At 70.9% G+C, this 25,605-nt stretch carries 31 protein-coding genes and 1 riboswitch; of the genes, 12 read left to right on the top strand and 19 right to left on the bottom strand.

The window, feature by feature from the left end; translation table 11 throughout:
• Positions 1 to 7 precede the first annotated feature (7 nt).
• The 4 genes from OO67_RS16920 to bioB form a co-directional block, all read right to left on the bottom strand.
• The gene (locus OO67_RS16920) at positions 8 to 703 is read right to left on the bottom strand and encodes a class I SAM-dependent methyltransferase (protein WP_033301071.1); all 696 of its coding nucleotides are present in this window, start codon (positions 701 to 703) and stop codon (positions 8 to 10) included.
• 73 nt (positions 704 to 776) lie between these two features.
• Positions 777 to 1,466: a dethiobiotin synthase gene (gene bioD / locus OO67_RS16915; protein ID WP_033301069.1), complete on the bottom strand. Its 690-nt coding sequence runs from the start codon at positions 1,464 to 1,466 to the stop codon at positions 777 to 779.
• A 2-nt stretch (positions 1,467 to 1,468) separates the two neighbouring features.
• On the bottom strand, positions 1,469 to 2,773 hold the full coding sequence (locus OO67_RS16910; protein ID WP_033301062.1) for an adenosylmethionine--8-amino-7-oxononanoate transaminase: 1,305 nt from the start codon (positions 2,771 to 2,773) through the stop codon (positions 1,469 to 1,471).
• Positions 2,766 to 3,923, bottom strand: a complete 1,158-nt coding sequence (gene bioB / locus OO67_RS16905) for a biotin synthase BioB (RefSeq protein ID WP_033301314.1) — start codon at positions 3,921 to 3,923, stop codon at positions 2,766 to 2,768. Before bioB ends, OO67_RS16910 begins: the two co-directional genes overlap by 8 nt.
• 142 nt (positions 3,924 to 4,065) lie before the next feature.
• Between bioB and OO67_RS16900 the strand changes: the two genes are divergently transcribed.
• Positions 4,066 to 5,214: an 8-amino-7-oxononanoate synthase gene (locus OO67_RS16900; RefSeq protein ID WP_033301059.1), complete on the top strand. Its 1,149-nt coding sequence runs from the start codon at positions 4,066 to 4,068 to the stop codon at positions 5,212 to 5,214.
• Here OO67_RS16900 and OO67_RS36810 read toward each other — a convergent pair.
• Both OO67_RS36810 and OO67_RS16895 read right to left on the bottom strand, forming a co-directional pair.
• On the bottom strand, positions 5,207 to 5,431 hold the full coding sequence (locus OO67_RS36810; protein ID WP_078598025.1) for a DUF397 domain-containing protein: 225 nt from the start codon (positions 5,429 to 5,431) through the stop codon (positions 5,207 to 5,209). The genes OO67_RS16900 and OO67_RS36810 overlap by 8 nt on opposite strands.
• Positions 5,350 to 6,321, bottom strand: coding sequence for a helix-turn-helix domain-containing protein (locus tag OO67_RS16895; protein ID WP_078598023.1), 972 nt, complete (start codon positions 6,319 to 6,321; stop codon positions 5,350 to 5,352). Before OO67_RS16895 ends, OO67_RS36810 begins: the two co-directional genes overlap by 82 nt.
• A gap of 229 nt (positions 6,322 to 6,550) precedes the next feature.
• Between OO67_RS16895 and OO67_RS16890 the strand changes: the two genes are divergently transcribed.
• On the top strand, positions 6,551 to 6,982 hold the full coding sequence (locus OO67_RS16890; RefSeq protein ID WP_033301057.1) for an ATP-binding protein: 432 nt from the start codon (positions 6,551 to 6,553) through the stop codon (positions 6,980 to 6,982).
• 90 nt (positions 6,983 to 7,072) lie between these two features.
• Here OO67_RS16890 and OO67_RS16885 read toward each other — a convergent pair whose 3' ends face one another.
• Positions 7,073 to 7,987 carry a LysR family transcriptional regulator gene (locus OO67_RS16885; RefSeq protein WP_033301055.1) on the bottom strand — a complete coding sequence of 305 codons (915 nt, stop codon included), beginning with the start codon at positions 7,985 to 7,987 and terminating at the stop codon, positions 7,073 to 7,075.
• 72 nt (positions 7,988 to 8,059) lie between these two features.
• Here OO67_RS16885 and OO67_RS16880 point away from each other — a divergent pair, with 72 nt between their 5' ends.
• Positions 8,060 to 8,722, top strand: coding sequence for a LysE family translocator (locus OO67_RS16880; protein ID WP_033301053.1), 663 nt, complete (start codon positions 8,060 to 8,062; stop codon positions 8,720 to 8,722).
• Positions 8,723 to 8,740: 18 nt separating this feature from the next.
• Here OO67_RS16880 and OO67_RS16875 read toward each other — a convergent pair whose 3' ends face one another.
• The 3 genes from OO67_RS16875 to OO67_RS16865 form a co-directional block, all read right to left on the bottom strand.
• Complete coding sequence (locus tag OO67_RS16875; RefSeq protein WP_033301050.1) at positions 8,741 to 9,211, bottom strand: C40 family peptidase; 471 nt, start codon at positions 9,209 to 9,211, stop codon at positions 8,741 to 8,743.
• Between the two features lie 3 nt (positions 9,212 to 9,214).
• A riboswitch (cyclic di-AMP (ydaO/yuaA leader) is annotated at positions 9,215 to 9,387 on the bottom strand.
• Positions 9,388 to 9,752: 365 nt separating this feature from the next.
• The gene (locus tag OO67_RS16870) at positions 9,753 to 10,061 is read right to left on the bottom strand and encodes a hypothetical protein (RefSeq protein WP_033301048.1); all 309 of its coding nucleotides are present in this window, start codon (positions 10,059 to 10,061) and stop codon (positions 9,753 to 9,755) included.
• A 7-nt stretch (positions 10,062 to 10,068) separates the two neighbouring features.
• Positions 10,069 to 10,704, bottom strand: coding sequence for an ATP-dependent Clp protease proteolytic subunit (locus tag OO67_RS16865; RefSeq protein ID WP_033301042.1), 636 nt, complete (start codon positions 10,702 to 10,704; stop codon positions 10,069 to 10,071).
• Positions 10,705 to 10,783: 79 nt separating this feature from the next.
• Here OO67_RS16865 and OO67_RS16860 point away from each other — a divergent pair, with 79 nt between their 5' ends.
• The gene (locus tag OO67_RS16860) at positions 10,784 to 11,083 is read left to right on the top strand and encodes a type II toxin-antitoxin system Phd/YefM family antitoxin (RefSeq protein ID WP_033301041.1); all 300 of its coding nucleotides are present in this window, start codon (positions 10,784 to 10,786) and stop codon (positions 11,081 to 11,083) included.
• A gap of 573 nt (positions 11,084 to 11,656) precedes the next feature.
• Here the strand turns inward: OO67_RS16860 and OO67_RS16855 are convergent.
• A complete protein-coding gene (locus OO67_RS16855) occupies positions 11,657 to 12,646 on the bottom strand; it encodes a membrane protein (RefSeq protein WP_033301038.1) in 990 nt (329 codons plus the stop codon).
• 107 nt (positions 12,647 to 12,753) lie between these two features.
• Here OO67_RS16855 and OO67_RS16850 point away from each other — a divergent pair, with 107 nt between their 5' ends.
• From OO67_RS16850 to OO67_RS16815, 8 genes are all read left to right on the top strand, one after another.
• The gene (locus OO67_RS16850) at positions 12,754 to 13,374 is read left to right on the top strand and encodes a TetR/AcrR family transcriptional regulator (protein WP_033301030.1); all 621 of its coding nucleotides are present in this window, start codon (positions 12,754 to 12,756) and stop codon (positions 13,372 to 13,374) included.
• A 139-nt stretch (positions 13,375 to 13,513) separates the two neighbouring features.
• The gene (locus OO67_RS16845) at positions 13,514 to 13,816 is read left to right on the top strand and encodes an urease subunit gamma (RefSeq protein WP_033301027.1); all 303 of its coding nucleotides are present in this window, start codon (positions 13,514 to 13,516) and stop codon (positions 13,814 to 13,816) included.
• A gap of 14 nt (positions 13,817 to 13,830) precedes the next feature.
• Positions 13,831 to 14,142 carry an urease subunit beta gene (locus tag OO67_RS16840; RefSeq protein WP_033301020.1) on the top strand — a complete coding sequence of 104 codons (312 nt, stop codon included), beginning with the start codon at positions 13,831 to 13,833 and terminating at the stop codon, positions 14,140 to 14,142.
• Complete coding sequence (locus tag OO67_RS16835; protein ID WP_033301017.1) at positions 14,135 to 15,856, top strand: urease subunit alpha; 1,722 nt, start codon at positions 14,135 to 14,137, stop codon at positions 15,854 to 15,856. The genes OO67_RS16840 and OO67_RS16835 overlap by 8 nt, the downstream gene beginning before the upstream one ends.
• Before the next feature lie 16 nt (positions 15,857 to 15,872).
• On the top strand, positions 15,873 to 16,538 hold the full coding sequence (locus tag OO67_RS16830) for an urease accessory protein UreF (protein WP_033301014.1): 666 nt from the start codon (positions 15,873 to 15,875) through the stop codon (positions 16,536 to 16,538).
• Between the two features lie 44 nt (positions 16,539 to 16,582).
• Positions 16,583 to 17,260 (top strand): urease accessory protein UreG, encoded by a 678-nt coding sequence (gene ureG / locus OO67_RS16825; RefSeq protein ID WP_033301012.1) that lies wholly within the window; start codon positions 16,583 to 16,585, stop codon positions 17,258 to 17,260.
• Positions 17,257 to 18,042 (top strand): urease accessory protein UreD, encoded by a 786-nt coding sequence (locus tag OO67_RS16820; protein WP_033301011.1) that lies wholly within the window; start codon positions 17,257 to 17,259, stop codon positions 18,040 to 18,042. The genes ureG and OO67_RS16820 overlap by 4 nt, the downstream gene beginning before the upstream one ends.
• A 168-nt stretch (positions 18,043 to 18,210) precedes the next feature.
• Positions 18,211 to 19,773, top strand: a complete 1,563-nt coding sequence (locus OO67_RS16815; protein ID WP_033301010.1) for an alpha/beta hydrolase — start codon at positions 18,211 to 18,213, stop codon at positions 19,771 to 19,773.
• Between the two features lie 49 nt (positions 19,774 to 19,822).
• Here OO67_RS16815 and OO67_RS16810 read toward each other — a convergent pair whose 3' ends face one another.
• The 8 genes from OO67_RS16810 to OO67_RS16775 all read right to left on the bottom strand — a co-directional run bounded on the left by OO67_RS16810 (position 19,823) and on the right by OO67_RS16775 (position 25,596).
• Positions 19,823 to 20,875 (bottom strand): NAD-dependent epimerase/dehydratase family protein, encoded by a 1,053-nt coding sequence (locus tag OO67_RS16810; protein WP_033301009.1) that lies wholly within the window; start codon positions 20,873 to 20,875, stop codon positions 19,823 to 19,825.
• Between the two features lie 85 nt (positions 20,876 to 20,960).
• Complete coding sequence (locus tag OO67_RS16805; RefSeq protein WP_033301006.1) at positions 20,961 to 21,671, bottom strand: lysophospholipid acyltransferase family protein; 711 nt, start codon at positions 21,669 to 21,671, stop codon at positions 20,961 to 20,963.
• Between the two features lie 932 nt (positions 21,672 to 22,603).
• A complete protein-coding gene (locus OO67_RS16800) occupies positions 22,604 to 22,930 on the bottom strand; it encodes a hypothetical protein (RefSeq protein WP_033301005.1) in 327 nt (108 codons plus the stop codon).
• 234 nt (positions 22,931 to 23,164) lie between these two features.
• Positions 23,165 to 23,392 (bottom strand): DUF5133 domain-containing protein, encoded by a 228-nt coding sequence (locus OO67_RS16795; RefSeq protein WP_033301003.1) that lies wholly within the window; start codon positions 23,390 to 23,392, stop codon positions 23,165 to 23,167.
• 181 nt (positions 23,393 to 23,573) lie between these two features.
• Entirely contained in the window at positions 23,574 to 23,960 is a 387-nt protein-coding gene (locus OO67_RS16790) for an SRPBCC family protein (RefSeq protein WP_063746155.1), read from the bottom strand.
• A gap of 16 nt (positions 23,961 to 23,976) precedes the next feature.
• Entirely contained in the window at positions 23,977 to 24,231 is a 255-nt protein-coding gene (locus OO67_RS16785) for an HU family DNA-binding protein (protein WP_033301002.1), read from the bottom strand.
• A gap of 188 nt (positions 24,232 to 24,419) precedes the next feature.
• A complete protein-coding gene (locus OO67_RS39015) occupies positions 24,420 to 24,578 on the bottom strand; it encodes a hypothetical protein (protein ID WP_033301001.1) in 159 nt (52 codons plus the stop codon).
• Positions 24,579 to 24,645: 67 nt separating this feature from the next.
• Entirely contained in the window at positions 24,646 to 25,596 is a 951-nt protein-coding gene (locus OO67_RS16775; RefSeq protein ID WP_033300999.1) for a cytochrome c oxidase assembly protein, read from the bottom strand.
• Positions 25,597 to 25,605: the final 9 nt, after the last annotated feature.

Raw genomic sequence — 25,605 nt, 5'->3', positions numbered from 1 at the left:
GGGCTCCTCAGTCCTGCTCCGCCGATCGGTCGACCACGGCGGACCGGCGGGCCACGCCGAGCACGCACGGTGAGGTCGGCAGTTGTGCACCCTTGTCCGGAATGCGGAAACTGCGGTACACACCCAGCTCGAAGCCGGCGTCCTCGACGGCCGCGACCGTGTCCCGCGCCGTGTGACAGCCCCCGAAGAGCAGCGGCCAGAACGTGCGGTCCACCGCCCGCTGGGCCGTCGCCAGCGCTCGGCCGGGGGCCAGGGTGTGTTCGAAGAAACGCAGCTCCCCGCCCGGCCTCAGCACCCGCTTGATCTCTGCCAGCGCCCGCGGGAGGTCCCGCACGGTGCACAGGACCAGCGAGGCCACAGCGGCGTCGAACGCCTCGCTCTTGACCGGCAGCGCCTCGGCCGTGCCGGGCACCACGTCGACCGGCACCTCCGCGCGCAGCGCCGCACGGGCCGCAAGCTGCCGCAGGGCGCGCTCCGGTTCGATCGCCACCACTTCGGACACGGCCCCCGGGTAATGCGCGAAGTTGAGGCCGTTTCCCGCGCCGATCTCGATGACGCGGCCGGAAAGGCCGGTGAGGAGCTCGTCGCGATGGGCCGCCACGCCCCCTTTGAGGTCGGCGGCCACGCTCATCCGGGCGTAGAAGCGGGCGAATACCGGGTGGTGCACGGCGTCCCGGGGGACAGGTGTGCTGCGCCGACGCATGATCGGGCCTCCTCGGAGGGCACGTGGATACGGCTCTCCTCAGATTCTCCCCCGTACGGCCCCGCTCAGCCGCTCATCCGGCGGTGCGATTCCCGCCGAGTTCCGGTGCCAGCCAACTCGCCGCCCGCACCTGGAAGTCGGCCGGTTCCAACGTTCCCGAACCGGCCGGCACCGCGCCGAGCAGCGGGACACCCGCCGCGACCGGAAGGTCGTCGATGTTGCACCGCGACGCCAGGTCGGGCTCAGCCGGCATGCTCCCCACCACCACGCCGCGGCACGCGAGTCCTCGCGTCCGCAGCGCCTCCGTCGTCAGCGCGGTGGCGTTGAGCGTTCCCAGGCCCGCGGGCGCCACCACGAGCACCGGCGCAGCCAGCAGCCGTGCGGCGTCCGCGAGCGTGGCCCCCCGCTCGTCGTAGCGGACGAGCAGTCCGCCCGCGCCCTCGACGAGCACCAGATCGTGCTCCGTCTCCAGCTTCTGGGCGGCCTCGGCGATCTCGTACGGACGTACGGGTGGGAGACCGGCTCGCCGAGCCGCTGTCTCGGGCGCCAACGGCTCCGGGTAACGAGCCAGTTCCACCGCTGTGACGTGGGCGCCGGCCAACCGCGCCACCTCTGCGGCGTCCCCGGGTTCACCCGGGGCGAGACCCGTCTGGGCGGGCTTGAGGACCGCGACGCGGAGGTCCCGGAAGGCGGCCGCCACCGCCGCGGTCACGATCGTCTTACCGATCTCGGTGCCGGTCCCGGTCACCACGAGGATCGTCATCTTCAGCTCTCCTTCGCCGCGGCGCAGACAGCCCGGCAGATCCGTGCCACGTCGTCGTCGCCGGTCACATAGGGCGGCATCGTGTACACGAGATCGCGGAACGGCCGCAGCCACACACCTTCGCGGACCGCGGCCCGCGTCGCGGCGGCCATGTCCACCTCGTGATCGAGCTGCACGACTCCGATCGCGCCCAGCACCCGGACGTCACGCACGCCCGGGATACCGGAGGCCTCGGCCAGGCCCTGTCGTAGCGCGGTGCCGATCCGCTTCACCTCCCGCTCCCAGTCCTGGGCCAGCAGGAGATCCACCGACGCGCAGGCCACCGCCGAGGCGAGCGGATTACCCATGAACGTCGGCCCGTGCGCCAGCACCGGGACGTCTCCGCTCGAGATGCCCTCGGCCACCCGCGATGTGCACAGTGTCGCCGCCAATGTCATATAGCCGCCGGTCAGCGCCTTCCCGACGCACATGACATCCGGTGACACCCCTGCGTGCCCGGCCGCGAACAACCGGCCGGTCCGGCCGAACCCCGTCGCGATCTCGTCGAACACCAACAGCACGTCGTTCGCGTCGCAGGCCTCGCGGAGCACCCGCAGATACGCGGGGGAGTGGAAGCGCATCCCGCCCGCACCCTGCACCACGGGCTCCACGATCACCGCTGCCAGGTCCTCGGCATGGGCGGCTATCAGCTCGCGCAGGTGCCTCGCGTACGCCTCGTCCGGTTCGGCGTCGAAGCCGTCCGGAGGAGCGTCCGCGAAGATCTGCCGGGGGAGGGAACCCGACCACAGTTCGTGCATCCCGCCCTCGGGATCACACACCGACATGGGCTGCCAGGTGTCCCCGTGGTAGCCGCCGCGCCAGGTGAGCAGGCGGTGTTTCCCGGGGCGTCCCGCCGATCGCCAGTACTGGAGGCACATCTTCACCGCGACCTCGACGGAGACCGACCCCGAATCGGCGAGGAAGACGTGCCGCAGCGGCTCAGGAGTGATCTCCACCAGCCGGGTCGCCAGACGGACGGCGGGCTCGTGCGTGAGCCCGCCGAACATCACATGGCTCATCCGGTCCAGCTGGCCGCGTGCGGCCTCGTTGAGGACCGGATGGTTGTAGCCGTGCACCGCCGACCACCAGGACGACATGCCGTCCACCAACTCGCGATGCCCGTGGGCGGGTTCGGCGAGCCGGAGACGCACCCCGGACGCTGACTCGACGACCAGTGGCTCCTGCCTGCCCGGCATCGGGCCGTAGGGGTGCCAGACGTGGGCCCGGTCCAGGGCGAGGAGGTCTGCGGGGCGGAGCGGATCAGGCATTGGGCGCGAGGTCCGTCCCGGCGCCCCGGCGGCGGACCGCCACCAGATCCGTACGCGCCGCCAGGACCTCGGAAGGCTCCGGGGCGGCCTCGCCGCCGCACGGAGCGCAGCCGCCCTCGTGCGAACCGCAGCCGCCGGCTTCCGGCGCCCGGTGCTCGGGCAGCGTCTTCGTCGTCGCTCCCTCGACCTCGAAACCGGCGTCCGCGATCATGTCGAGGTCGGTCCGGCCGGACTGGCCCTCACTGGTCAGGTAATCCCCCAGGAAGATCGAGTTGACCAGGTGCAGGGCGAGCGGCTGCATCGAACGCAGATGGACCTCACGGCCGCCCGCGAGCCGCACCTCGACGTCCGGGCACACGAACCTGACCATCGCCAGGATGCGCAGGCACCGCTGCGGCGTGAGGTGCCACTCCTTCGCGAGCGGGGTCCCCTCCATGGGAATCAGGAAATTGACCGGCACCGAGTCGGGATCCAGCTCGCGCAGCGAGAAGACGACGTCGACCAGGTCGGCGTCCGTCTCACCCATGCCCGCGATCAGCCCGGAGCACGCCGAAAGCCCGGCGGCCTGTGCCTGCTGCACGGTGTCCACCCGGTCGGCGTACGTGTGCGTGGTCGTGATGTCGCCGTACGTCCCCTCCGAGGTGTTGAGGTTGTGGTTGTACGCGTCGGCGCCCGCGGACCTCAGACGGTCGGCCTGGCCCTCCGACAGCAGGCCGAGGCAGGCGCACACCTCGACGTCCTCGTGCTGCTCCTTGATGGCCTCGATCGTCTGCGACACCCGGTCGACGTCGCGGTCCGTCGGGCCCCGGCCGCTGGCCACCAGGCACACCCGCTTGGCGCCGCCGGCCACCCCGGCGGCGGCGGCCTTCTTCGCCTCGTCCGGTTTGAGCCAGGTGTACTTGAGGATCTCGGCCTTGGAACCGAGCCGCTGCGAGCAGTACGAGCAGTCCTCGGGACACAGCCCGGACTTCAGGTTCACCAGATAGTTGAGCTTGACGCGCCGGCCGAACCACTGACGGCGCACCTTTCCGGCCGCGGCCACCACGTCGAGCAGTTCGTCGTCGGAGGTCGCCAGCACGGCGAGCGCTTCGTCACGGGTCGGCAGTTCGCGCCGCAGCCCCTTTTCCACCAGCGTGTTCAGCAGGTCCATGGCGTTGATCCTGACGTACGGCACCGTCATAGGCCAAGGAGGAACCGGACAGCAGAGCCGGCCGATGCTGTGTGTATTGCCACACCCTGGCCCGTTGCGCACCCGGTTAGGGTCTGTGAGCTGCCTACAAAAGGACCTGCTCATGTCCTACGCACCGTTCGACTGGCTCGACGACGAGGCCCGGCGCCGTGCCGACGCCGGACTCGTCCGTTCGCTGCGCCCCCGGCCCGCCGAGACGGAACTCCTGGACCTGGCGAGCAACGACTACCTGGGTCTGAGCCGGCACCCCGAGGTCACCGCCGCAGCAGCCGAAGCGGTCCGGACGTGGGGCGCGGGCGCCACCGGTTCGCGCCTCGTCACCGGATCCACCGCTTTGCACGCCGAACTCGAGCAAGAACTCGCCGACTTCTGCGGTTTCGAATCCGCTCTGGTGTTCTCCTCCGGGTACGCGGCCAACCTCGCCGCCCTCACGGCGCTGACCGGACGTGATTCGCTGATCGTGTCCGACGCGGGCAACCATGCCTCGATCGTCGACGGCTGCCGTCTCTCCCGTGCCGCCACCGCCGTCGTTCCGCACGCGGATCCCGAGGCTGTGCGAAAAGCGCTCCACTCGCACGGCGGACGGGCGCTGGCCGTCACCGACTCCGTCTTCTCGGTGGACGGCGACGCCGCTCCACTGGCCGGACTCGCCGAGGTCTGCCGCGGCGCGGACGCGGCCCTCCTTGTGGACGACGCCCACGGACTGGGCGTCCTGGGCCGGGGCGGGCGCGGCGCGCTCGAGGCCGCCGGACTCGCGGGCGGTGAGGGCGTCGTCGCCACCCTCACCCTCTCCAAGTCGCTCGGCAGCCAGGGCGGAGCGGTACTCGGCCCCGACCGGGTCATCCGTCACCTGGTCAACGCGGCCCGTACGTTCATCTTCGACACCGGACTCGCGCCGGCGTCCGCCGGTGCGGCTCTGGGGGCTCTGCGTCTGCTGCGGCGCGAGCCCGAACGCGCGGCGAGGGCGGGGGCCGTCGCCGTCGAGCTGTACGCCAGGCTGACGGAGGCAGGACTGACCGCGGTACGCCCGGACGCCGCCGTCGTGTCGGTCCGGGCCCCATCGGCGGAATCGGCGGTGCGCTGGGCCGCCGACTGCCGAACCGCAGGCCTCGCAGTGGGGTGCTTCCGGCCCCCGTCGGTGCCGGACGGAATCTCGCGGCTCAGGCTGACCGCCCGAGCGGATCTGACGCGGAAGCAGATCTCCGCCGCTGTGGGCACGGTCCTCGCGACGGCGCCTCTGCCCGTCAGCTGACCGGACCGCCGTCCAGTCCGGCGACGAAGGACGACCACGCCCGGGCCGAGAAGCGCAGCGGCGGCAGGCCCGTGTCCTTGGAATCGCGCACGGCGAGACGGCCGTCGCCGAGCGCGGCGGTTTCCACGCAGTTGTTCATCCCGGTGCTGCGGCTGCTGCGCCGCCACCTGGATGCGGGCTGTGTGGGCTGTGCGGGCTGTGCGAGACGGTCGGACATCGTGCCCCCCTCGGGCAGTCTGCAGGTTCCGCCTGACCGCCGCGGCCTATTGCGGCGATGAGGTCCAGCGAACGCTCAGGCGACAGCGCGTGGGCCTGCATCGTGCGGAAGGCCGAGCTGTACGCCTCAAGGTCTTCTCTCCGCTCCAGATAGAGGCTACTCGTCAAGTGGTCAAGAACGACCACATCCAGATCAGAAATGTTCGGAAATGAGAAAATTACGAAAGGCCCTGTGAGCCCGATGTAGCTCCCGGCCTCGAACGGAAGCAACTGGAGGGTCACGTGAGGAAGTTGAGCGGCCTGCGTCAGATGGCGCAGCTGTTCCTCCATGACGCGTGGGCCGCCGACCCCCCGGCGTAGCACCGCCTCGTCGAGCACGACGCTGAGCCGCAGCGGCCGGGGGGCGTGCAGCACGCTCTGCCGGGCGAGCCGGACCTCCACCAGGGAGTCGAGCTGGGCCGGCGGCAGCCCGTCCAGCGAGGACCGGGTCACCGCTCGCGCGTAGTCGGCGGTCTGCAGCAGCCCCGGCACCACCGAGGTCTCGAGCGTGCGGGCGGCGTCGGCCTGGGACTCCAGGCTGATGAAGTCGCGGTACTGGGGCGGAATGAGCCCGCGGTAGGCGTGCCACCACCCGTTTCCCCCACCGCCGGCCGAGCCGGCGAGCGTCTGGAGCAGAGAACGCAGCTGCCGGTCGTCGACGCCGTAGGCATCCAGCAGCCGGGACACGTCACGGGCGGTCACCCCGCTCGCCCCGGTCTCGATCCGGCTCACCTTCGACTGGTGCCAGCCCAGCAGCCCGGCGGCGTCCCGGCTCGTGAGGCCCGAGGTGTGACGCAGGCTGCGCAGCTCCTCCCCGAGCTTGCGGCGGCGAACCGCAGGGCCGTTCCGCATGGTGGACTCCTCCCGTGGTGCGGCAGCCGCCCCCGCAGGTCCGGCTCGGAAAGGGGCCAGTTTCGCGCCCGTTCGGGGCTCAGGGGGAAGAATTCACCGTAATGAGCGATAGATATATGCATATCTTGGTGGATGGCCGTCATGGGCGGCCGCATCGGTGGCAGTCTGGCGCGAAGCACAGTCCAGGCCGGCCGCGGGTCGGCCGGGGTGGGAAAGGGACGGCGTCGCCATGGCAGACCATCAGGAAGCAACCGTCACCCTGCCGAGCGATCCGGCATCGGTTTCCGCGGCCCGCAGACACGTGGCCCGGGTGCTCGCGGAATGGGGCCTGGCCGAGGACGGCGACACGGCCGACACCATCCTGCTGATCGCCTCGGAACTCGCCACCAACGCCGTGCAGCACACCTTCGGACAGTCACCCACGTTCACCGTGGACCTGCGACTGGACAGGGACGTCGAGTTCTGTCTGGGTGTGACGGACAGCCACCCCCGCCGGCCCCAGCGGCTGCCCGCCGCGGTCCGGCAGGACAACGGCCGCGGCATGGTGATCATCCGAGCTCTGCTGAAGGAGCACGGCGGCCGGCTCGGTGTCATCCCCACCCCGGACGGTGGTAAGACCGTGGCGATCGCTCTCCCCTGGCCGGATCCCGCGCGGGCCTGACACGACGGCCGTCCGCGCTTCGCGGGCCGTCGGTGTCGGGCGGGTGGTGGACCGTACGGGGCGGGTGGGCCCTCGCGCGGGCAGCTGCCGTTACGCGGCGGAGGCCCGGCCGAAGCCGCTGCGCAGCAGCGCCATCAGCGTCGTCGCAGCAGCTGTGTTCCGGTCCCCTCGGTGCACCACGGAGATCGTCCGCCGGAAAGCGGCGGGCTCCAGGCGCCGGACGGCGAGGGGCGCCGGCGACATCTCGGCCACCATCTCCGGCACCACAGCCACGCCGAGGCCCGCACTGACCAGGGCACACACCAGGGCGTAGCCGGGGGACTCGCACACCACGGCGGGGGTGGCCCCCGCCTCGGCCAGCGCACGCTCCACCCCGCGCCTCGGCGGATGCTCCGGAGCGCTGCTGATCAACGGTCGCCCCGCGAGCTCGGCCACGGGAAGCGGCCCGCTGCCCTCGGAGAGCATCTGCCCGAGCGCGGTGACCAGCACCAGCTCCTCGACGAGCAGCGTCTCGGAGAACAGCCCGGACGGCATCGGATCGGCGGCGGCCGGTTCGTACGCGTGGGTCAGTGCCAGGTCCACGTCGCCCGCCGCCACCGCGGTCACCCCTGCGGGCGGCTCGTAGTCCGTGACCGTCAGCTCCACGTCGGGATGGGCGCGCCGGAACGCGGTGAGCACCGGCGGCAGCAGATGGATTCCGGCCGTCACGAACGTGCCGACCCGCAGCCGGCCGCCCGACAGCCCGGCGAGCCGGGCCAGCTCGTGCCGTGCCTGGTCCATCTCGTCCAGCACGCGTCTGGCCCGTCCCGCCAGCAGCTCGCCTGCGGCAGTCAGCCGAGTCCCGCGGTGATGACGCACGAGGAGGGCGGCACCCGCTTCCCGCTCGAGCTTGGCGAGCTGCTGCGAGAGCGCGGGCGCGGTGTAGCCCAGCCGCGAGGCCGCCCGTGTGATCGAGCCGGCCTCGGCCACCGCCACCAGGGCGGCCAGCCGTGTCGGGTCGTACATTAAGTGTTCCTTTTGGCAGACCCAGAAGATTGCAAGTACACGCTAAAGGCCCGATCGGGTCAGGGTGTACCCATGGACGCACAACTGCTCGCCTTTGTCGCCGTGGCCGCCGGGATGGTGGCGCTTCCCGGCGCCGACTTCACCGTGGTCGTACGCAACGCGCTCGCTTCCCGGCGGGACGGACTGGCCACCGCGGTGGGGGTCGCCGGTGGACTGGTGGTGCACACCGCGCTGGCCGTCGCCGGGCTCGCCGCCGTGCTCGTGACGATGCCCGTCCTGTTCCGCGGCGTCCAGCTGCTCGGCGGCGCCTATGTGCTCTACCTCGGGCTCAGTGGCCTGTACGCCATGCGGCGTCGGGCCGCCGCCGCCGGTGCCGGTGCCGGTTCCGGTTCCGGTTCCGAGGAGGAGGTCACGGGCGGGACCCCGGCGGCGCCGGGACGTGCGCTGCGCCAGGGGTTCCTGACGAACGCCCTCAACCCGAAGGCGCCCGTGCTCTTCCTCAGCCTGCTGCCTCAGTTCGTCCCCGACGGCGCGGCGCCTCTCCCCAGGACCCTGCTGCTGGCCTCGGTGGTCGTACTGCTCGCGCTCGTCTGGTTCCCGGCCGTGGCACTGCTGGTGGACCGCCTGGGCCGGTGGCTGCGCCGGCCGCGTGCCGCTCGTGTGATCGAGGGCGGCAGCGGCTCGGCGCTCACCGCCTTGGGGCTCGTGCTGGTGGCGGGGCCCCTGCTGCACTGAAAGAGGTGGAAGGGCGTATCAGCGGACCCTCCCGTACCAGACGCTGCCGGACCAGATCTTCTCCAGCCGGACCACGGCGCCGGCCTTCGGCGAGTGCCAGATCTTCCCGCTGCCGGCGTAGATGCCGACGTGGTACACACTGCGGCCCGCATGAAAGAAGACCAGGTCGCCGCGTTTCCGCTGCGACCTGGAGATATGGCGGGTCTTGTTGTACTGCTGCTGCGCCGTTCGGGGAAGTTTCTTGCCGGCCTTCTTGAACGAGTAGAGCGTGAGCCCGGAGCAGTCGAACCGGTGAGGGCCCGTGGCGCCCCATCTGTAGGGCGCACCCTTCTTCGAGGCGGCGACATCGAGCGCCCTCGTCGAATGGGCGGCGGCCTCGGCTTCGTTCACGAAGCCGGGTGCCAGCATGGTGGTGCCTACGGCGAATGTCAGGACCGAGGTCGTACCGACCCGGGCGAACAGAGACGGGACATGAACCTGCGCAGTCATGCGCAACCCTTCGTCAGCCGCCTGTGAAGGATGACCTGTCGGGTTCGGGCTGGCGAAGTTGCCCGGCCGCACACAGCGGCTTCACCCCGAGGGCCGCCCGGAATTCCGGTCGGCCCGTTGTGCTCGGGTCCTCCACTCCTGCCGATCCACTCCTGTCGACCAGGCATCCGGACGGCGGCAGGACTCGGCGTCCGCCCGGACCGCCCCGCCGCGGTGGCGGGGGCTTGTCGTCCCAGGGATCTTTACGCACGCACCGCGGGATTTCCTCGTTGAAGTGGCGATATGTGAGAGTCGTCACCACTGATCCGATCGGGTGGACGCGGTGCGCCCGGAGCCGCGGTGGCCGCACCGGACCAGCTGTGTACCAGCGGCGGAACGATGTCTGTCGTTCAGCTCCCGCGCTTGTCGCGCAAGTTGGACCGCCCCTCAGGAGGGGGAGCTTCTACGCCGATCGAGCGAGGAAAACTCATCAGCCTGCCGGGCGTGTCGTGAAAGGGCGTCGAAAAGCGGCTGGGGCCCCCGAGTCGGGCGGCGGAAGCGGTCAACTCGGTGACGCGGGGGGCACGGCGATCCGTCCGGCGCGGCGCTCTCCGTCCAGCGTTCGCAGTGCTCTGGCGAGGGTGCCCGCGTGGATCTGAGACTCGCCCCGCTCGTGCATCGACGCGAGGGCGTCGCGGAGGGCGATGGCCCGGGACGCGAGAGCCTGAGCTGCCCGGAGGGCTCCGTACGTGTCGCTGCCGCGCGCGGGGTTGATGCGGCCGAGCTGGTCGAGCACCTCCAGGTAGCAGTCGATGAACTCGGCCTCGGCGCGGGTCAGGGCGGGAAGCGGTGGGAACTGGGGCTGGAGCATGGGGCGTTCACCTCGCGTCATGCGGCGGCTGGGACGGCGTGCGGTTCTCCACGACGTGGTCCACCAGCCCGAACGCCAGGGCAGCCCTGGCATCGAGGATGGTGTCCCGTTCGATGTCGGCACTGATCTCCGGCGCGGAGCGCCCCGTGTGACGGGCCAGCATGGCCGTGAGCAGCTCGCGCTCGCGCAGCAACTCTGCCGCCTGGATCTCGAGATCGGAGGGCTGGCCCCGCACCGGTTCGCCCAGGGCGGGTTGCCGGATGACTACCCGGGCGCCCGGCAGGGCATGTCGGCGCCCGGGCGCGCCGGCCGCGAGCAGTACCGCCGCGCCGGCACCCGCCTGACCGAGACAGAAGGTCTCCACCTCGCAGGCGAGGAAGTGCATGGTGTCGTAGACCGCCGTCATGGCGTTGAAAGAGCCGCCCGGCGAGTTGATGTAGAGGGAGAGGGGCCGGTCGGGATCCGCGTGCTCCAGGTGCATGAACTGCGCGATCAGGTCGGAAGCCGCGGTGTCGTCCACGGGTGTGCCGAGGAAGACGATCCGCTCGGACAGCAGCTTCGAGTAGGGATCCATGCTCCGGGATCCGTATGCGGTGCGCTCGGTGAACTCAGGCAGGACGTAGCGGGCGGCGGGACGGAACACGGCGATACCTCTCCTCGGACCACAGTGCATCGGAGTACGTAAAAAATGTACAGGACGTACAGGAGGTTAGGATGGAGGCATGGCCTACGAGATTCCGGTGACGCAAGCCCGGGCGGAGCTCGCCGAACTGATCAACCGCGTCGTCTACGGGGGTGAGCGCGTGGTGGTGACCCGGCACGGAAAGCCTCTGGTCGCCCTGGTGTCTGCTGCCGACCTGCAGCGACTCGAGAACGAGGAGGCCGCGGCGCAGGAGGAGGCGGCCGAGGAGCAGGTGATCAGCTCGGTTTCCTCGATCCGCTCGGTGTCGTCCGCTCCGGGCGAACGGCACCGCTTCGGTATCGCCGCGGAACACCGCGGGCACGGGGACCGGGACCACTGACGCCGTTCCCAGGGGCCGGGGTCGTCGCCACCGTCCCGAAGCGTGTTGCGCAACCTGTCGGCCCCGCGCTTCGCCCCCCGCCCTCTACGTCGGAGGCCTCGGCAGGTCCTGTGTGGTGACGTGACGGAGCGGTGCGGCGTCGGCAGCTGTCGACGCGAGGTCGACCAGTCCCGCAGGCGGGCCCTCGCCGGGCCGCCGACGCGCACATCACCCCTGCGAGTCCTGGAACGTGCCCGCAGGGGCGCCCACCGTGCTCGACAGCGACGTCCCGGCACTGCCCGTCGCCGTCACCGGGGACCCCGTGCCCTCCACGCCGGCGCCGGAGCCCTGCGCGCGTAGTGGCCGAATCCCCGGCTGCTCACAGGGCGGCTCCCCGCGCGCGACGTGACCCGTGAGGCGTCGCCGCCGGCAGAGGCAGGCGGCGACGCGGCCGGGGGGCCGGCGTCGCCGGGGCGCACCAACGAGGTCGACTCGGGGAACGCCGGGTGCACCGGTCCCGGCGGCGAACGGGCCCTTCCCGGCCGCGGAAGCGCTTCGCCGAGGGCGCCGTGCTCATCCTGCTGGACCGCCGGCTCAGCTCGTGAGGGCCGGTTCGCGACGGTGGTGGCCGGCTGTCTCGGCCGCGTCCGGTTTCCGGCGGCCGCCGATCAGCACGGCGCCCAGACCCAGTGCGGCCCACGCCGTCAGGGTCAGGACGGCCGGGCCGGCGGCGGCACCGTCGAAGAAGGCGACCGACCTCAGCAGCGATCCCCCCGCGCCCGGCGGGAGCCACTGGCCGATGACACCGACCGGTTCGGGGAGCAGTTCGGGTGCGCTCGTGACGCCCGAGAACGAATTGCCGAGCAGCACCATCAGCAGCGCGCCCACGCCGATGCCCTTGGTGCCGAGCAGCGCAGCGAGTCCTCCCACGGCCGAGGCGATGGCCAGCACGGTGAGGCCGATGGCGCCCGCTTCCGTCCACCAGTCACCCGTGATCACTCCCAGCCAGCTGTGGGTGACCGCCGTGGCGGCCACGCCCACGAGGACGGAGGCGCCGCCAAGGGCCAGGGCCGCCCGGGCGCCCCGCAGCTTCAGCAGGGTCACCATCGCTCCGGCGGCGACGCCGGCGAGGGCCAGCGGCAGGATGCTCGCACCGAGCGCGGCGCTACGCGGGTCCGCCGCGGGTGCCGCGACGACATCGGTGACCGGTAGGGCGGCCCCCGCGGGTGCCGCCCCCCTGGCCGCCTCGGTCAGCAGCTGGGAGACGACGGGGCCGGCCGCCGAAGCGGTGAGCAGCTGCGTTCCCTTCCCGGTGATCACGAAGGCGCCGTATACGACCCGGTCCTCGACCGCGTCGCGGGCCGCGGCGGCGTCGTCGTAACGGTGGACCTCGAAGGCACCTCCGCGCTGTTCGAACCTGTGCTGAAGCTGATCGGCCGCGGGCGCGGTACCGGCTATCCCCACAGGCACGTCACGCGGGGCGATCCGGGCGGCCGGCCACGAGAAGGCCCAGAGGCTGAGGGTCACGACCAGAGGGACGAGGAGGATGACCGCGACCGCGCGGCGGTTGTGCGCAGCAGGCATGACGACTGCCTCGATTCAAAGAGAAGGATCGTTCGTTTTACGATGGCCACTGTCGCGTCGGGACCGCGCCCTTGTCAAGAAGGAACGTTCGTTTTAGATTGTTCGCCATGGCACGTGTATCGCAGGAGCACCTCGATGCCCGCCGTCGGCAGATCCTCGTCGGCGCCGCGCACTGCTTCGCCCGCAACGGCTTCCACGGCACATCCATGCAGGACGTACTGAAGGAGGTCGGGCTGTCCGCCGGGGCCGTCTACCGCTACTTCGCGGGCAAGGAGGAGTTGATCGCGGCCATCGCCGACGAGGCGTTCAGCAGCATCCGGCGGGCGTTCGAGGAGGCGGCGGAGCTCATCCCGCCACCCACTCCCGACGTGCTGCTGGGCAGGGTGCTGCGCGGTGTCTTCGAGGGGCAGGTGTACGGGATGGAGCGCCGTACGTGCGCCGCGCTCATCGTCCAGGTATGGGCCGAGACCATGCGTAACGACCGGCTGGCGAAGACGCTCGACGACGGCTTCATCGGCATGCGGGAGGCCTGGGCGACGCTGGTGGAGGCCTACCGGGCGGCAGGGCTCATGCATTCCGACGTGCCGGCCGACGACGTCGCCCGCACCTTGATCGCCACCGCGCAGGGATTCCTCGCGCAGGAGGCGCTGTTCGGCGGGGCCGAGCCGCACGTCCTGGAGAACGGGTTGCGCGGGCTGATGTCCATGGGTCCGCAAAAGATCAGTTAACGCGCCGGAAAAACTTCCGCCCTAACGTGCAATACCTGGTCGCGGAATCCTCTTCATCGTTCAACAGAGTGTTGAAGGCGGGATAGGGTCCCGCTGCGCCCGGGGCAGGTACCGGGCGGAAGACGAAGAGGGTGGAAGCGTGCAACTGACTCCGCACGAACAGGAACGCCTGCTCATCCATGTGGCCGCCGACGTCGCGGAGAAGCGCAGGGCGCGCGGACTGCGGCTGAACCATCCCGAGGCGATCGCGCTGATCACTTCGCACCTTCTGGAAGGCGCCCGTGACGGCCGGACCGTTGCCGAGCTGATGGCGTCCGGCAGGAAGGTCCTCACCCGCGACGACGTCATGGACGGCATCCCGGAGATGGTCCACGACGTCCAGGTCGAGGCCACCTTCCCGGACGGCACCAAGCTCGTCACCGTCCACGATCCGATCGTGTGACGGGGGAGCAGTCGATGATCCCCGGAGAGATCCTGTACGCGCAGGACCCGGTGCCGCTCAACGAGGGGCGCCCCGTCACCCGTCTCACCGTCCTCAACGCCGCGGACCGACCGGTCCAGGTCGGCTCGCACTACCACTTCGCCGAGGCCAATCCCGGTCTGGACTTCGACCGCCGTGCCGCTCACGGGCTCAGGCTGAACATCGCCGCCGGAACCGCCGTGCGCTTCGAGCCCGGTATCCCCGTCGACGTCGAACTCGTCCCGCTCGCAGGTCTGCGCATCGTCCCCGGACTGCGCGGCGACACCGGAGGTTCCCTCGATGCCTGAACTCAGCCGCCCCGTGTACGCCGACCTGTTCGGCCCCACCACCGGCGACCGCATCAGGCTCGCCGACACCGACCTCGTCGTCGAGATCGAGGAGGACCGGTCCGGTGGTCCCGGACGGGCCGGTGACGAAGCCGTGTTCGGCGGCGGCAAGGTGATCCGTGAATCGATGGGCCAGGCGCGGACCACCCGCGCCGAAGGTGCCCCCGACACGGTCGTCACCGGCGCCGTGATCATCGACCACTGGGGCGTCGTCAAGGCCGACATCGGCATCCGCGGCGGCCGGATCACCGGGATCGGGAAGGCCGGTAACCCGGACACGATGGACGGTGTCCACCCGGACCTGGTCATCGGCCCCGAGACCGAGATCATCGCGGGGAACGGCAAGTTCATCACCGCCGGGGCCATCGACGCGCACGTCCACTTCATCTCGCCGACCCTCGTCGACCAGGCGCTCTCGTCCGGCATCACGACTCTCGTCGGGGGAGGTACGGGCCCCGCCGAGGGCACCAAGGCCACGACGATCACCCCGGGCCCCTGGCACCTTGCCCGGATGTTCGAGGCGCTCGAGGGTTACCCGGTCAACATCGGTCTGCTCGGCAAGGGCAACACGATGTCCCACGAGGCCATGCGTTCCCAGCTGTGCGCGGGGGCCCTGGGGTTCAAGATCCATGAGGACTGGGGCGCGACCCCCGCCGTGATCGACGCCTGCCTGAGTGTGTGCGAGGAGACGGGCGCCCAGCTCGCCATCCACACGGACACGCTCAACGAGGCCGGATTCGTCGCCGACACCCTTGCCGCCATCGCGGGGCGCACCATCCACGCGTACCACACCGAAGGCGCCGGCGGCGGTCACGCCCCCGACATCATCAGCGTGGTCTCGGAACCGTATGTCCTGCCCAGCTCCACCAATCCGACCCGGCCGCACACCGTCAACACGATCGACGAGCACCTCGACATGCTGATGGTCTGTCACCACCTCAACCCCACGGTGCCGGAGGACCTCGCCTTCGCCGAGTCCCGCATCCGGCCCTCCACCATCGCGGCCGAGGACATCCTCCATGACCTCGGAGCGATCTCGATCATCTCCTCGGACTCCCAGGCGATGGGCCGCATCGGTGAGGTGATCCTGCGGACCTGGCAGACGGCCCACGTGATGAAGCGCCGACGCGGGGCACTTCCGGGGGACGGACGCGCCGACAACCACCGGGCACGTCGCTATGTCGCCAAATACACCATCAACCCGGCTGTGGCCCAGGGCCTGGACCGGGAGATCGGTTCCGTCGAGACCGGCAAGCTCGCCGACCTCGTGCTGTGGGATCCGGCGTTCTTCGGCGTCAAGCCGCAGACCGTGATCAAGGGCGGCCAGATCGCCTACGCGCAGATGGGCGATGCCAACGCCTCGATCCCCACCCCGCAGCCGGTCATGCCCCGGCCCATGTTCGGGGCCATGGGAAGGGCCCCCGCAGCCAACTCCCTCAACTTCGTATCCGCGGCCGCCATCGAGGCCGGACTGCCCGAGCAGCTGGGCCTCGGCAAGCGGTTCGTGCCGATCACCAGCACCCGGGGGGTCACCAAGGCGCACATGCGGGAGAACGACGCCCTGCCCGACGTCCAGGTCGACCCCGACAGCTTCGCCGTCACCATCGACGGTGATCCGGTCGAACCAGCCCCAGCCGCTGAACTTCCCATGGCTCAGCGCTACTTCCTCTTCTGAGGCAGGACGGCACCACATGACCACGCGCGCAGCCCTGCTCGTTCTCGCCGACGGCCGGTTCCCCGCCGGTGGCCACGCCCACTCCGGCGGCGCCGAGCCGGCCGTCAAGGCGGGACGCATCCGCGACGCCCAGGACCTGGCGGATTTCTGCCTGGGACGGCTGCACACCACCGGGCTCACATCGGCAGCCCTGGCCGCCGCGGCTGCCCTCGGCCTCGACCCCCTCGCCCTCGACGAGGCCGCCGACGCCCGGACGCCCTCGCCCGCCCTCAGAGGCGTCGCACGCAAGCTCGGCCGACAGTTGATGAGGGCGGCGCGGGCCACCTGGCCCAGCCCTGAACTGGCCGCGCTCGCCGAAGCCCGGCCGCGTGGCGCCCACCAGCCCGTCGTACTCGGGCTCACGGCGCGTGCCGCCGGGCTGGGGCCCGCCGACGCCGCACACTGCGTCGCCTACGAAGCGGTAAGCGGCCCGGCCACCGCTGTGGTCCGCCTGCTGTCCCTGGACCCGTTCGAGGCCACCGCGGTCCTGGCCCGGCTCGCACCCGCCCTCGACCAGGTCGCCGAACAGGCCGCCGAGGCCGCACGGCACGGCATCGACGCGCTGCCCGCCGCCTCCGCCCCGTTGCTCGACATCTCGGCGGAGGCCCACTCGGCCTGGCCCGTCCGCCTGTTCGCGTCCTGAATCCCCGAACGTCACCCCGCCCGCCGGAACCAGGAGTCAGACCCATGCATCTCGACCACGCACACAACGCCCCCACGGCCGTCAGCGCAGACGCCGCACGCCCCGACGGCACACGTCGCGCCCTGCGCATCGGACTCGGAGGGCCGGTCGGCTCGGGGAAGACGGCCACCGTCGCAGCCCTCTGCCGCGCCCTGCGCGACCGGTTCTCCATCGCCGTCGTCACCAACGACATCTACACCCGCGAGGACGCCGCCTTCCTGCTCCGCAACGCGGTGCTGCCACCCGAGCGCATCCAGGCCGTCGAGACCGGCGCATGCCCGCACACGGCGATCCGTGACGACATCTCCGCCAACCTGGAAGCGGTCGAGGACCTGGAGGACTCGGTGGGGCCGCTCGATCTGATCCTCGTCGAATCGGGCGGCGACAATCTCACCGCCACCTTCTCCAAGGGGCTCGTCGACGCCCAGGTCTTCGTGATCGACGTCGCGGGCGGCGACGACATCCCGCGCAAGGGCGGCCCCGGTGTCACCACCGCCGACCTGCTCGTCATCAACAAGACCGACCTCGCCCCCTACGTCGGATCCGACCTGGACCGGATGGCCCGCGACGCCGCCGGACAACGTGGTGAGCTCCCCGTGGTGTTCACCTCCCTGACCGGTGCGGACGGCGTCGCGCCGGTCGCCGACTGGGTACGCGCGCGGCTCGCGGACTGGGCCGCGTGAGCGTCACAGCCACCGCCCGGATCAGGGCGGTAGCCGACGGACGGGGTGCCACGTCGCTTCCGGTGCTCGAGAGCGGCGGTCCGCTCGCCCTGCGCCGGACCAGGTCTCCGGACGCCGCGTTCGCGCGTGTCACCGTGGTTGGCGCGATGAGCGCGCCCCTCGGCGGCGACCGGCTCGCCGTCGAGGCCCGGGCGGAGGACGGCGCCCGGGTGAGCGTCGACTCCGCCGCCGCCACCGTGGCGCTGCCGGGGGCGGGCCCGGATGCCGGCCCGGCTTCGTACGACGTGCGGCTCAGCGTGGGGGAGGGGGCGGAACTCCACTGGCTCCCCGAACAGCTCGTCTCCGCGTACGGAAGCGAACTCGACATGACCACCCGGGCCGAACTCGCGTCAACCGCACGCCTGGTGCTCCGTGAGGAACAGGTTCTGGGCCGGCAGGGGGAGAGCACCGGCAGGCTCTCGACCCGCCTGACGGTGCGCAGAGCCGGAAGGCCCCTGCTCGACCAGCAGACGGCGTACGGGCCGGGAGCGCCCGGAGGCTGGGACGGCTCGGCCGTCCTGGGCGGCCACCGGGCCGTCGGGCAACTGCTGCTCGTCGACCCGGCGTTCGAGGGCGGCGTCCCCGCGCCGCGACTGCTCGGTCCCACCGCCGCGCTCACTCCGCTGGCCGGACCCGCCGTGCTGGTGACGGCGCTCGCCGCCGACGCGCGGCTGCTGCGCGCGGTACTGGACGAAGCGCTGAAGGTGCTGCTGAAGGAGTCGAAAGCCCTGCGGAACGCGTGAGTTCGCTCAGCGGGACAGCGCGCACCGGTTATTGGTTCGGTAAAGAAACACGCGTACGCCCTGTTCTCAGCAACCTCACAGACGAAAGGATCCGCCTGGACACATGAACCGAAGCGCCGCCACCGCGGCGCATCACGCAGGGGGAGGTTCCACTTGAGGCGCACAGCGATGCTCGGTTCGGCCGGCACTCTGATCGCGGGCACGCTCATAGCGGGGGCGATGGCCGCACCGGCCGCCGGTGCCGACAGCAGGCACCACGGCGACCAGGAGGCGCGCGGAGTCCAGATCGCCGCGGCCCGGGCCGCGAAGGCGGGTATCGACTGGACGGACTGTCCGGCCGACTGGGCGATCGCCGCACCCATCCAGTGCGGATGGGTGAGCGTACCGCTCGACTACGCCGAGCCGAACGGCAAGAAGATCAAGCTCGCGGTCGACCGGCACGTCAGCACAGGCACGAAGGACGAACGCCAAGGCGCCCTCGTCTACAACCCCGGAGGCCCCGGCGGCTCGGGTATGGCGTTCCCGAGGCGCATCGTCACCAAGAACCCGCTCTGGACGAAGACCGCGAAGGCCTACGACTTCGTCGGTTTCGACCCGCGCGGGGTCGGCCACTCGGCGCCGATCTCCTGTATCGACCCGCAGGAGTTCGTGAAGGCTCCGAAGGCGGACCCGGTTCCGGACAGCGAGGCCGACAAGCGGGCCCAGCGCAAGCTCGCGGCCGAGTACGCCGACGGCTGCGCCGAGCGCAGCGGCGACATGCTGCCGCACATGACCACGCCGAACACCGCGCGTGACCTGGACGTCATCCGCGCCGCGCTCGGTGAGAAGAAGCTCAACTTCCTCGGCGTCTCCTACGGCACCTACCTGGGCGCGGTCTACGGCACGCTCTTCCCGACGCACGTACGCCGTATGGTCGTCGACAGCGTGGTCAACCCGGCGAAGGACAACATCTGGTACGAGGCCAACCTCAACCAGGACATCGCCTTCCAGACACGCTGGAACGACTGGAAGGCGTGGGTCGCCGAGAACGACGCGGCCTACCACATCGGTGACACGCCGGAGAAGGTCGAGCAGGCGTGGCTGACGCTCCGCGCGGCGGCCAAGAAGAACCCGATCGGCGGCGTCGTGGGCCCCGCCGAGCTCATCGGCTTCTTCCAGGGCGCTCCGTACTACGACTCCGCCTGGGCACCCACCGCCCGGATCTGGAGTGACTACCTGGGCGGCGACACCCAGGCGCTGATCGACGCCGCGGCACCCGACCTGTCGGACACCGCGGGCAACATCAGCGCGGAGAACGGCAACGCGGTGTACACGGCCGTCGAGTGCGCGGACGCCAAGTGGCCCACCAGCTGGAAGAAGTGGGACCGCGACAACACCAGGCTGCACCGGGACCACCCCTTCATGACCTGGGCGAACGCCTGGATGAACCTGCCCTGTGCGACCTGGTCGTCCGAGCAGCAGACCCCGCTGGACGTCCGCACCGGCAAGGGCCTGCCCCCGGTGCTGATCGTGCAGGCCACGCGTGACGCCGCCACTCCGTACGAGGGCGCCGTCGAGCTGCACAAGCGTTTCAAGGGCTCCCGGCTGATCACCGAGGAGGGCGCCGGCTCGCACGGTGTCACCGGCCTGGTCAACCCCTGCGTCAACGAGCGGGTGGACACCTACCTGCTCACGGGGAAGACCGACCGGCGCGATGTGACGTGCACCCCGCACGCCACCCCGAAGCCGTGATCACCACCTGACGTGAGCGGGCGGCCGATGTCTTCCGGCGGCCGCCCGCTCACCCCCGGCCGGTGCGGTGGTCGCGCGACTGCCGGCCGTGCCGCTCCAGCCAGGCGTCCTCAGCCGCGTAGTCGAAGAGGGACTCGCCGTAGTTGCGGACCATCTTCGGGAACGCCTGCCTCCAGTCGCGGCCGTCGAGTTGCGCGGCGAGCCATGCGACGGTCTGCGGCAGCGACTCGGCATACCCCGTGACGGGGCGGTAGCCCAGCTCCCGTTCGGCGGCCGACATGTCGTAGACGACGGGATGCGTACCGCTCCAAGGCGTTTCCCCGACACCCCCTTGAGGCGGCGCACCGGCCACCAGCACCGTCTCGGTCTCCAGCCCGAGGACGTCGTCGACGGCCGCGCCGATCTCGGCGACGGTCGGTGCCTGCGGGTCGCCCGCGTTGAGCACGCGGGAGGCCGGCCGCAGAGCGGCCAGCCGTATCAGTTCGGCCAGGTTGGACACATGAACCGGGTGGAAACGGCTCTCCCCGTCGTACGCGAGGACCCGTCGCCGGCGTCCGTCCAGCAGACGTTTGACGAAGTACAGCTCTCGTGGCGTGCGGCAGTACTCCCCGTGCACCGCGCCCGCCCGCAGCAGCGTCACCGGCAACGCGTCGCCGCACGCGAGCAGCTGCCGCTCCAGCGCGACCTTCCGCGTCCCGTACGTCGCTTCCCCGGGGGCGACCGTGCGCTGCGCCTCCGTGACGGGCACCGGGTACTCCGGGAAGCCGTCCGGCCGGTCCTGTGTGTCGAAGCTGCGGCCCTGCCCGTCCTCGTACACCGCACCGCTGGAGATGACGACCGCGGACCCGACACGGCCCGCCAGCCCCTCGAGCTGCGCGGCGTGTTCCCTGCCGAAGGCGACCACGTCGACCAGGACGTCGCAGCCGTCGCCGACCGCGGCTGCCAGCGCCCCCTCCTCCTCGCGGTCGAGGGCGACCGCGAGGACGTCGTCGCCCCAGGAGCCGTCCCGGCCGCCACCGCGGGACGCCGCCGTCACCTCCCAGCCGTCCTCGGCCAGGGTCCGCACCGCGGCCCGGCCGATCTGTCCCGTGGCACCCAGCACACATGCTCGTCCTCTGCTCATGCGGGCAACGCTACGGTCGCCCCAGCAGCCGGAACAGGGATATCGGCCGACAGCAGACTGTGCCTCAGCGAGGCCGTCGTGGGAACTTCTTGGACTCCTCGGCCTGCGCCGCCTTCGCCTTGACCGCGTACTCGTCGACGTACTCCTGGCCGGAGAGACCGAGGATGGCGTACATGATCTCGTCCGTGACCGCCCGGATCGCCGCCTTCTGGTCCTCCAGGCCGGCGTACCGGGAGAAGTCCAGCGGCTCCCCGAACCGGATCGTGACCCGCTTGACCTTCGGCACCTTCTGCCCGGGCGGCTGGATCTCGAACGTGCCGACCATCGCGCAGGGGATGACCGGGACCCCTGCCCTGATCGCCATCACGGCGACCCCGACCTTGCCCTTGTACAGCCGTCCGTCGTGCGAGCGGGTGCCCTCCGGATAGATGCCCAGGAGCTCGTCCTTGCTCAGCACTCCCAGTCCTTCCCGGATGGCCGCCTGCCCCGCTTCCTTGCCGGAACGGTCGACGGGAATCTGTCCGATGCTGTGGAAGAACGCCGCGGTCAGTTTGCCCTTGATACCGGGGCCGGTGAAGTACTCGGCCTTCGCGAGGAACGTGATGCGGCGTTTGAGGATCGCGGGCATCAGGAAGTGGTCGGAGAAGGAGAGATGGTTGCCCGCGACGATCGCCGCGCCCTCCTCCGGAATGTGTTCGAGCCCCTCGATGCGAGGCCGGAACACCAGCCGGAGCAGGGGACCCAGCACGACGTACTTCAGGACGTAATAGAACACAGCTTCTCTCCTAGCCTTCCGGACCGGGCTGGTTGCCGCGTTCTGGCAGGTCACACACAGTGTTGTCGCCTCAGGCCGACTCGACGGCACGATCGACCGCAGCCCGGCCTGTTCGGACTGGTACCCACTCCTCGTCACCTCACCTGACATGACATCAGTCGATGGTCCGTACGAACGCGTTGCTTCTCCCGGCGATCGATCGTAGCCCTGTTCCGGGCGCATCCGGGAGGAGGGCGGAAGGCGCATGATCAGGGTCCGCGGCCACCGCCTCCGGATCGGTGCCCCGAGGTGGTCCGCTCGCGGTGAGGCCGGGGTGCGGCCCCGGCCCGGCGACGACCCGGGGACGGTGACGGCATCCGAACGGTTCGGGGCGCCGGCGGGCGTACGGAGGACCGTGAAGTACTTCGTCGACACCCAACCACGAGCCGGGGCACCCGGGTCCGGGTCATGGGCTGCACCGCCTGAGGCGGTGATGCCGTCCGCGAGAGCCGTCCGCGAGAGCCGGAAGGCGACCGCGCGGCCGGAACCGCGCCTGGCGCGCCACGCGCACAGACGCGAGGACGGGGAACGGCAATCCGTCTCCTCGTCGCGAGCCCGGCGTCGAGGCCCGCTTCCGTGGCGGCCTCGGTCTCGGCTTCGAACGCGGCCCGACCCACCCCGACGACCGGTGGCGCAGCGGGGTCGACGACCGCTCGCGCCCGGCGCCGGGCTCCGCGGCCACGGATACGACCCGCTCGACCGCTGCCTGTCGGGAAGGGGCCTGCCGGCGTGCGCCCTACGTCCTGCCCCGATCACGGCGACACCCGCTGTCGTGCCGGTTGCCGGGGACGGCAACCGGCGTCAGGTGCTGTGGCCGTCGGGCAGGACGCCGCTTCGCCCGGGGCTCCTTGCTTCCGGCGGTCCCGGCGGTGTGCCACGCCCAACGGGGGGCCTCATCGGCCGAGGGCCTTGGCCAGCTCCTCCTTGTTCATCGACGAGCGGCCGTCGATACCGCGCTTACGCGCCTCCGCGTACAGCTGGTCCTTCGTCGGCCCCTGAGCACCACTGTGCGACCGCTCGCCGCCGCGCTCCGAGGCGGACTTCCTGTCCTGGGTGGACGTCTTGCTGGCGGTCCTGGACTCGCCCGCGCGGGCGCGCTCCTTGTTCACGGTGCGGGCCGCGATCTCCTTCGCCCGGCCCTCGGAGGTGCCGCGCTTCTCGGCACTGTCCTTGATGTGTTCGTACTGACGCTCACGCTTCGCATTGGAACCCTGCGGCATGCCGCTCTCCTTCCGGACCCGGTGGGGCCTGCCTTGCGCCAGGCCCCACCCGCTTTCCGATTGTCCTGCGCGTACCCGCCTTCCGCCCTTCCGCACGCGGAACCCGGTCGCGTTGATCCCATCCGATGTGTGGCGAGACGGGGTGTGCGACCGGACAGCCACCGAACGGATGAAGAGGTGCGGTGGAAGGGGGCGACCGGTGGAAGGGGGCGACCGGTGGCGGTGCCCGCCTCCTCAGGTGGTGAGGAGGGAGTCGTCCTGGGTGCGTGCGCCGGGCAGCCGGTGGCGTGCGGCGATCAGGGCGGCGTCGACGTCCCGGGTGCCGGTCGATATGCAGAGGGTGTAGGCGATGTCGTCCATCCTCTGCTGCACCTCTGCGTCGCCGTTCTCCGCCTGCAGGATGCGCAGGGTGTCGTACTGCTCGACAAGGTTGCGCAGCACCGCGGGGTGGGCCATCAGCACCGGAGTCTCCTTCACGCCTCGGTCGCGAGCAGTTCGCCGCTCGCCCGTCATTCGCTCACCCGTCTACCCCGGCCCTTCGCCGCCATGCACCCGCGTTGGAGCACCGGCACAGACCGCCGGGCGCGCGAGCGCCCGGCGGCGAAACGCCCGGCCGGCAGCGGCGGGAAGCTGTCCACCCCCGTCACTCCCGCACCAGGCGCGCGAGCGCCCATCGCGCAGGACCGGCATAGGCGGCGACAACGAGGGGGGAGCCCTCGATCCGGAGGGTGGTCTCCGATCCGTCCGGCCGGCGCAGCACCTCGTGACGCAGCCGCAGGCGTACCGGACCGAGCCGGACTCTCCACGCCCACTGCCGGCGTTCGTCGTCCACCGACTCGACGGCGAAGGCGGCCGTGACTCCGAACAGCGAGACGATCTCACCCCGTGTCCCCGGCGTGAGCCGGTCCCTGTCCACACGCACAGCTCTGATCTGCGGCGACCAGGACGGCCAGCAGGCAGGCGTGACGTAGCGCAGCCAGACGTCCTCCGCCGACGCGGGACCTTCGGCCCGCAGCGTCATGACGGCCATCGGTCCGCTGCCCGGGTCATCCGGCCTGGTCGTGGATGAACTCGTTGAGGGCCTTGCCCGGCCGCAGGGCGGCGTCGCCGCCCACCTGGTGGAAACTGCCGAAGCCCACCAGCGTGACGGTCCTGCCCGCTCGGAGCGCCTCGGCGATCGCACCGGCCTCCCCGACCGTGCCGAACACGGCGTCGACGACCCGGCCGATCTGATCCGCAGGCAGCTCGCCGCCGCCCGCCGTCTTACGTCCGATCGCCTCGATCAACCCGGACCTGTCCATGCGAAGCACCCTTTTCCATGAGGACGCGCGGCGGACAGGGCCCGCCCACCGAACCGGCCGGCCGCCCGCCACGCAGTGTCATCAGGGTGGCACTGTCGGAGGACCCTCGCACGCCGGCCGTGCGCGGAGGCGGGCTGCCGCGTGGCCGGCGGCGGAGGCGGCCGCGGGTGAGACCGGCCTCCCGGGCCTCAGGTGTCGCGGGTGGCGACCATTCCCAGAGTGGCGAGTCCGAGGACCACCCAGCCGAACCAGAGCCAGCCGTTGCTCCCCAGCGCCACCGTGTACGCCGTCACCGCGACCAGCGTGCCGACGGTGAGCACTCCCATGGTCTTCGTGGAACCAGGCATGAGCGCACGCTCCTCACACGGCCGCACGGCCGTTGCAGCCATGGTCGCCCCTAGGGCGGGCCCTGCGCTACTGTCCGCGTGCCTGCAATGACGCGAGATAGGCGTTGTACGCCTTCAGCTCCTGGTCGCCGTCCCGGTCGGCGGCGCGGTCGGAGCGCTTGGCCGTCCGCTGCTCGGAGCGGTACCACTGGAAGACCAGCGCGATCAGCACCAGCACGGACGGGATCTCGCTGAACGCCCAGGCGATACCGCCGGCCGCGGACTGGTCGCTCAGGGCGTCGATACCGAGTGAGGCCGGGGGATTCTCGTACGCCTTCACCATCGGCTGGCTCGCCATCATCAGCGCGATCCCGAAGAACGCGTGGAACGGCATGCCGGCGAAGAGCTCCAGCATCCGCATCACGTAACCGGGCCTGTGCGGGCCGGGGTCGACTCCCATGATCGGCCAGAAGAAGACCAGGCCGACCGCCAGGAAGTGCAGCATCATCGCGATGTGTCCCGTCTTCGACCCCATCAGGAAGTCGAACAGGGGGGTGAAGTAGAGCCCGTACAGGCTCGCGATGAAGAGCGGGATCGTGAAGACCGGATGCGTGATGATCTTCATGTAACGACTGTGGAGGAGCTTGAGCAACAGCTCGCGCGGACCTGTGCGGTCCCGGCCCGCCACCGGCAGGGCGCGGAGCGCCAGTGTCACCGGCGCGCCCAGCAGCAACAGGATCGGCGACACCATGCTGATGACCATGTGCTGCACCATGTGCACGCTGAACATGACCATGCCGTAGTCGTTGAGTCCCGTGCACATCACCAGGGCGATGGAGAGCACGCCGAGGACGAAGAACACGATCCGATTCACGGGCCAGCCGTCGCCCCGGCCGCGCAGCCGCGTGACGCCGTAGCCGTACAGGGCGAGTGCCGCGACGCAGCCGATCAGGAAGAACGGGTCCGCGGAGAACTCGAGCCCACGTCCCAGCGTGAACGGCGGCAGATCCATGTTCATGCCGTGCCCGCTGTGATCCATCTGTTCACT

It is taken from the genome of Streptomyces atroolivaceus (assembly GCF_000717025.1).
GTDB classification, from domain to species: Bacteria; Actinomycetota; Actinomycetes; order Streptomycetales; family Streptomycetaceae; genus Streptomyces; species Streptomyces atroolivaceus.
Note: the sequence above shows the minus strand (reverse complement) of the source record. Positions and strands in the feature narration are given on the sequence as shown.

What these genes read in the sequence shown, in the direction of transcription:
- OO67_RS16800 (WP_033301005.1), bottom strand. Translation starts at nt 22,930, where the DNA reads ATGCCGCAGGGTTCCAATGCGAAGCGTGAGCGTCAGTACGAACACATC.
- OO67_RS16880 (WP_033301053.1), top strand. Translation starts at nt 8,060, where the DNA reads ATGGACGCACAACTGCTCGCCTTTGTCGCCGTGGCCGCCGGGATGGTG.
- OO67_RS16830 (WP_033301014.1), top strand. Translation starts at nt 15,873, where the DNA reads ATGACCACGCGCGCAGCCCTGCTCGTTCTCGCCGACGGCCGGTTCCCC.
- bioD (WP_033301069.1), bottom strand. Translation starts at nt 1,466, where the DNA reads ATGACGATCCTCGTGGTGACCGGGACCGGCACCGAGATCGGTAAGACG.
- OO67_RS16860 (WP_033301041.1), top strand. Translation starts at nt 10,784, where the DNA reads ATGGCCTACGAGATTCCGGTGACGCAAGCCCGGGCGGAGCTCGCCGAA.
- OO67_RS16895 (WP_078598023.1), bottom strand. Translation starts at nt 6,321, where the DNA reads ATGCGGAACGGCCCTGCGGTTCGCCGCCGCAAGCTCGGGGAGGAGCTG.
- OO67_RS16920 (WP_033301071.1), bottom strand. Translation starts at nt 703, where the DNA reads ATGCGTCGGCGCAGCACACCTGTCCCCCGGGACGCCGTGCACCACCCG.
- OO67_RS16840 (WP_033301020.1), top strand. Translation starts at nt 13,831, where the DNA reads ATGATCCCCGGAGAGATCCTGTACGCGCAGGACCCGGTGCCGCTCAAC.
- OO67_RS16835 (WP_033301017.1), top strand. Translation starts at nt 14,135, where the DNA reads ATGCCTGAACTCAGCCGCCCCGTGTACGCCGACCTGTTCGGCCCCACC.
- ureG (WP_033301012.1), top strand. Translation starts at nt 16,583, where the DNA reads ATGCATCTCGACCACGCACACAACGCCCCCACGGCCGTCAGCGCAGAC.
- OO67_RS16890 (WP_033301057.1), top strand. Translation starts at nt 6,551, where the DNA reads ATGGCAGACCATCAGGAAGCAACCGTCACCCTGCCGAGCGATCCGGCA.
- OO67_RS16870 (WP_033301048.1), bottom strand. Translation starts at nt 10,061, where the DNA reads ATGCTCCAGCCCCAGTTCCCACCGCTTCCCGCCCTGACCCGCGCCGAG.
- OO67_RS16775 (WP_033300999.1), bottom strand. Translation starts at nt 25,596, where the DNA reads ATGGATCACAGCGGGCACGGCATGAACATGGATCTGCCGCCGTTCACG.
- OO67_RS16900 (WP_033301059.1), top strand. Translation starts at nt 4,066, where the DNA reads ATGTCCTACGCACCGTTCGACTGGCTCGACGACGAGGCCCGGCGCCGT.
- OO67_RS16885 (WP_033301055.1), bottom strand. Translation starts at nt 7,987, where the DNA reads ATGTACGACCCGACACGGCTGGCCGCCCTGGTGGCGGTGGCCGAGGCC.
- OO67_RS16850 (WP_033301030.1), top strand. Translation starts at nt 12,754, where the DNA reads ATGGCACGTGTATCGCAGGAGCACCTCGATGCCCGCCGTCGGCAGATC.
- OO67_RS16855 (WP_033301038.1), bottom strand. Translation starts at nt 12,646, where the DNA reads ATGCCTGCTGCGCACAACCGCCGCGCGGTCGCGGTCATCCTCCTCGTC.
- OO67_RS16875 (WP_033301050.1), bottom strand. Translation starts at nt 9,211, where the DNA reads ATGACTGCGCAGGTTCATGTCCCGTCTCTGTTCGCCCGGGTCGGTACG.
- OO67_RS16910 (WP_033301062.1), bottom strand. Translation starts at nt 2,773, where the DNA reads ATGCCTGATCCGCTCCGCCCCGCAGACCTCCTCGCCCTGGACCGGGCC.
- OO67_RS16790 (WP_063746155.1), bottom strand. Translation starts at nt 23,960, where the DNA reads ATGGCCGTCATGACGCTGCGGGCCGAAGGTCCCGCGTCGGCGGAGGAC.
- OO67_RS36810 (WP_078598025.1), bottom strand. Translation starts at nt 5,431, where the DNA reads ATGTCCGACCGTCTCGCACAGCCCGCACAGCCCACACAGCCCGCATCC.
- OO67_RS39015 (WP_033301001.1), bottom strand. Translation starts at nt 24,578, where the DNA reads ATGCCTGGTTCCACGAAGACCATGGGAGTGCTCACCGTCGGCACGCTG.
- OO67_RS16785 (WP_033301002.1), bottom strand. Translation starts at nt 24,231, where the DNA reads ATGGACAGGTCCGGGTTGATCGAGGCGATCGGACGTAAGACGGCGGGC.
- bioB (WP_033301314.1), bottom strand. Translation starts at nt 3,923, where the DNA reads ATGGACCTGCTGAACACGCTGGTGGAAAAGGGGCTGCGGCGCGAACTG.
- OO67_RS16815 (WP_033301010.1), top strand. Translation starts at nt 18,211, where the DNA reads ATGCTCGGTTCGGCCGGCACTCTGATCGCGGGCACGCTCATAGCGGGG.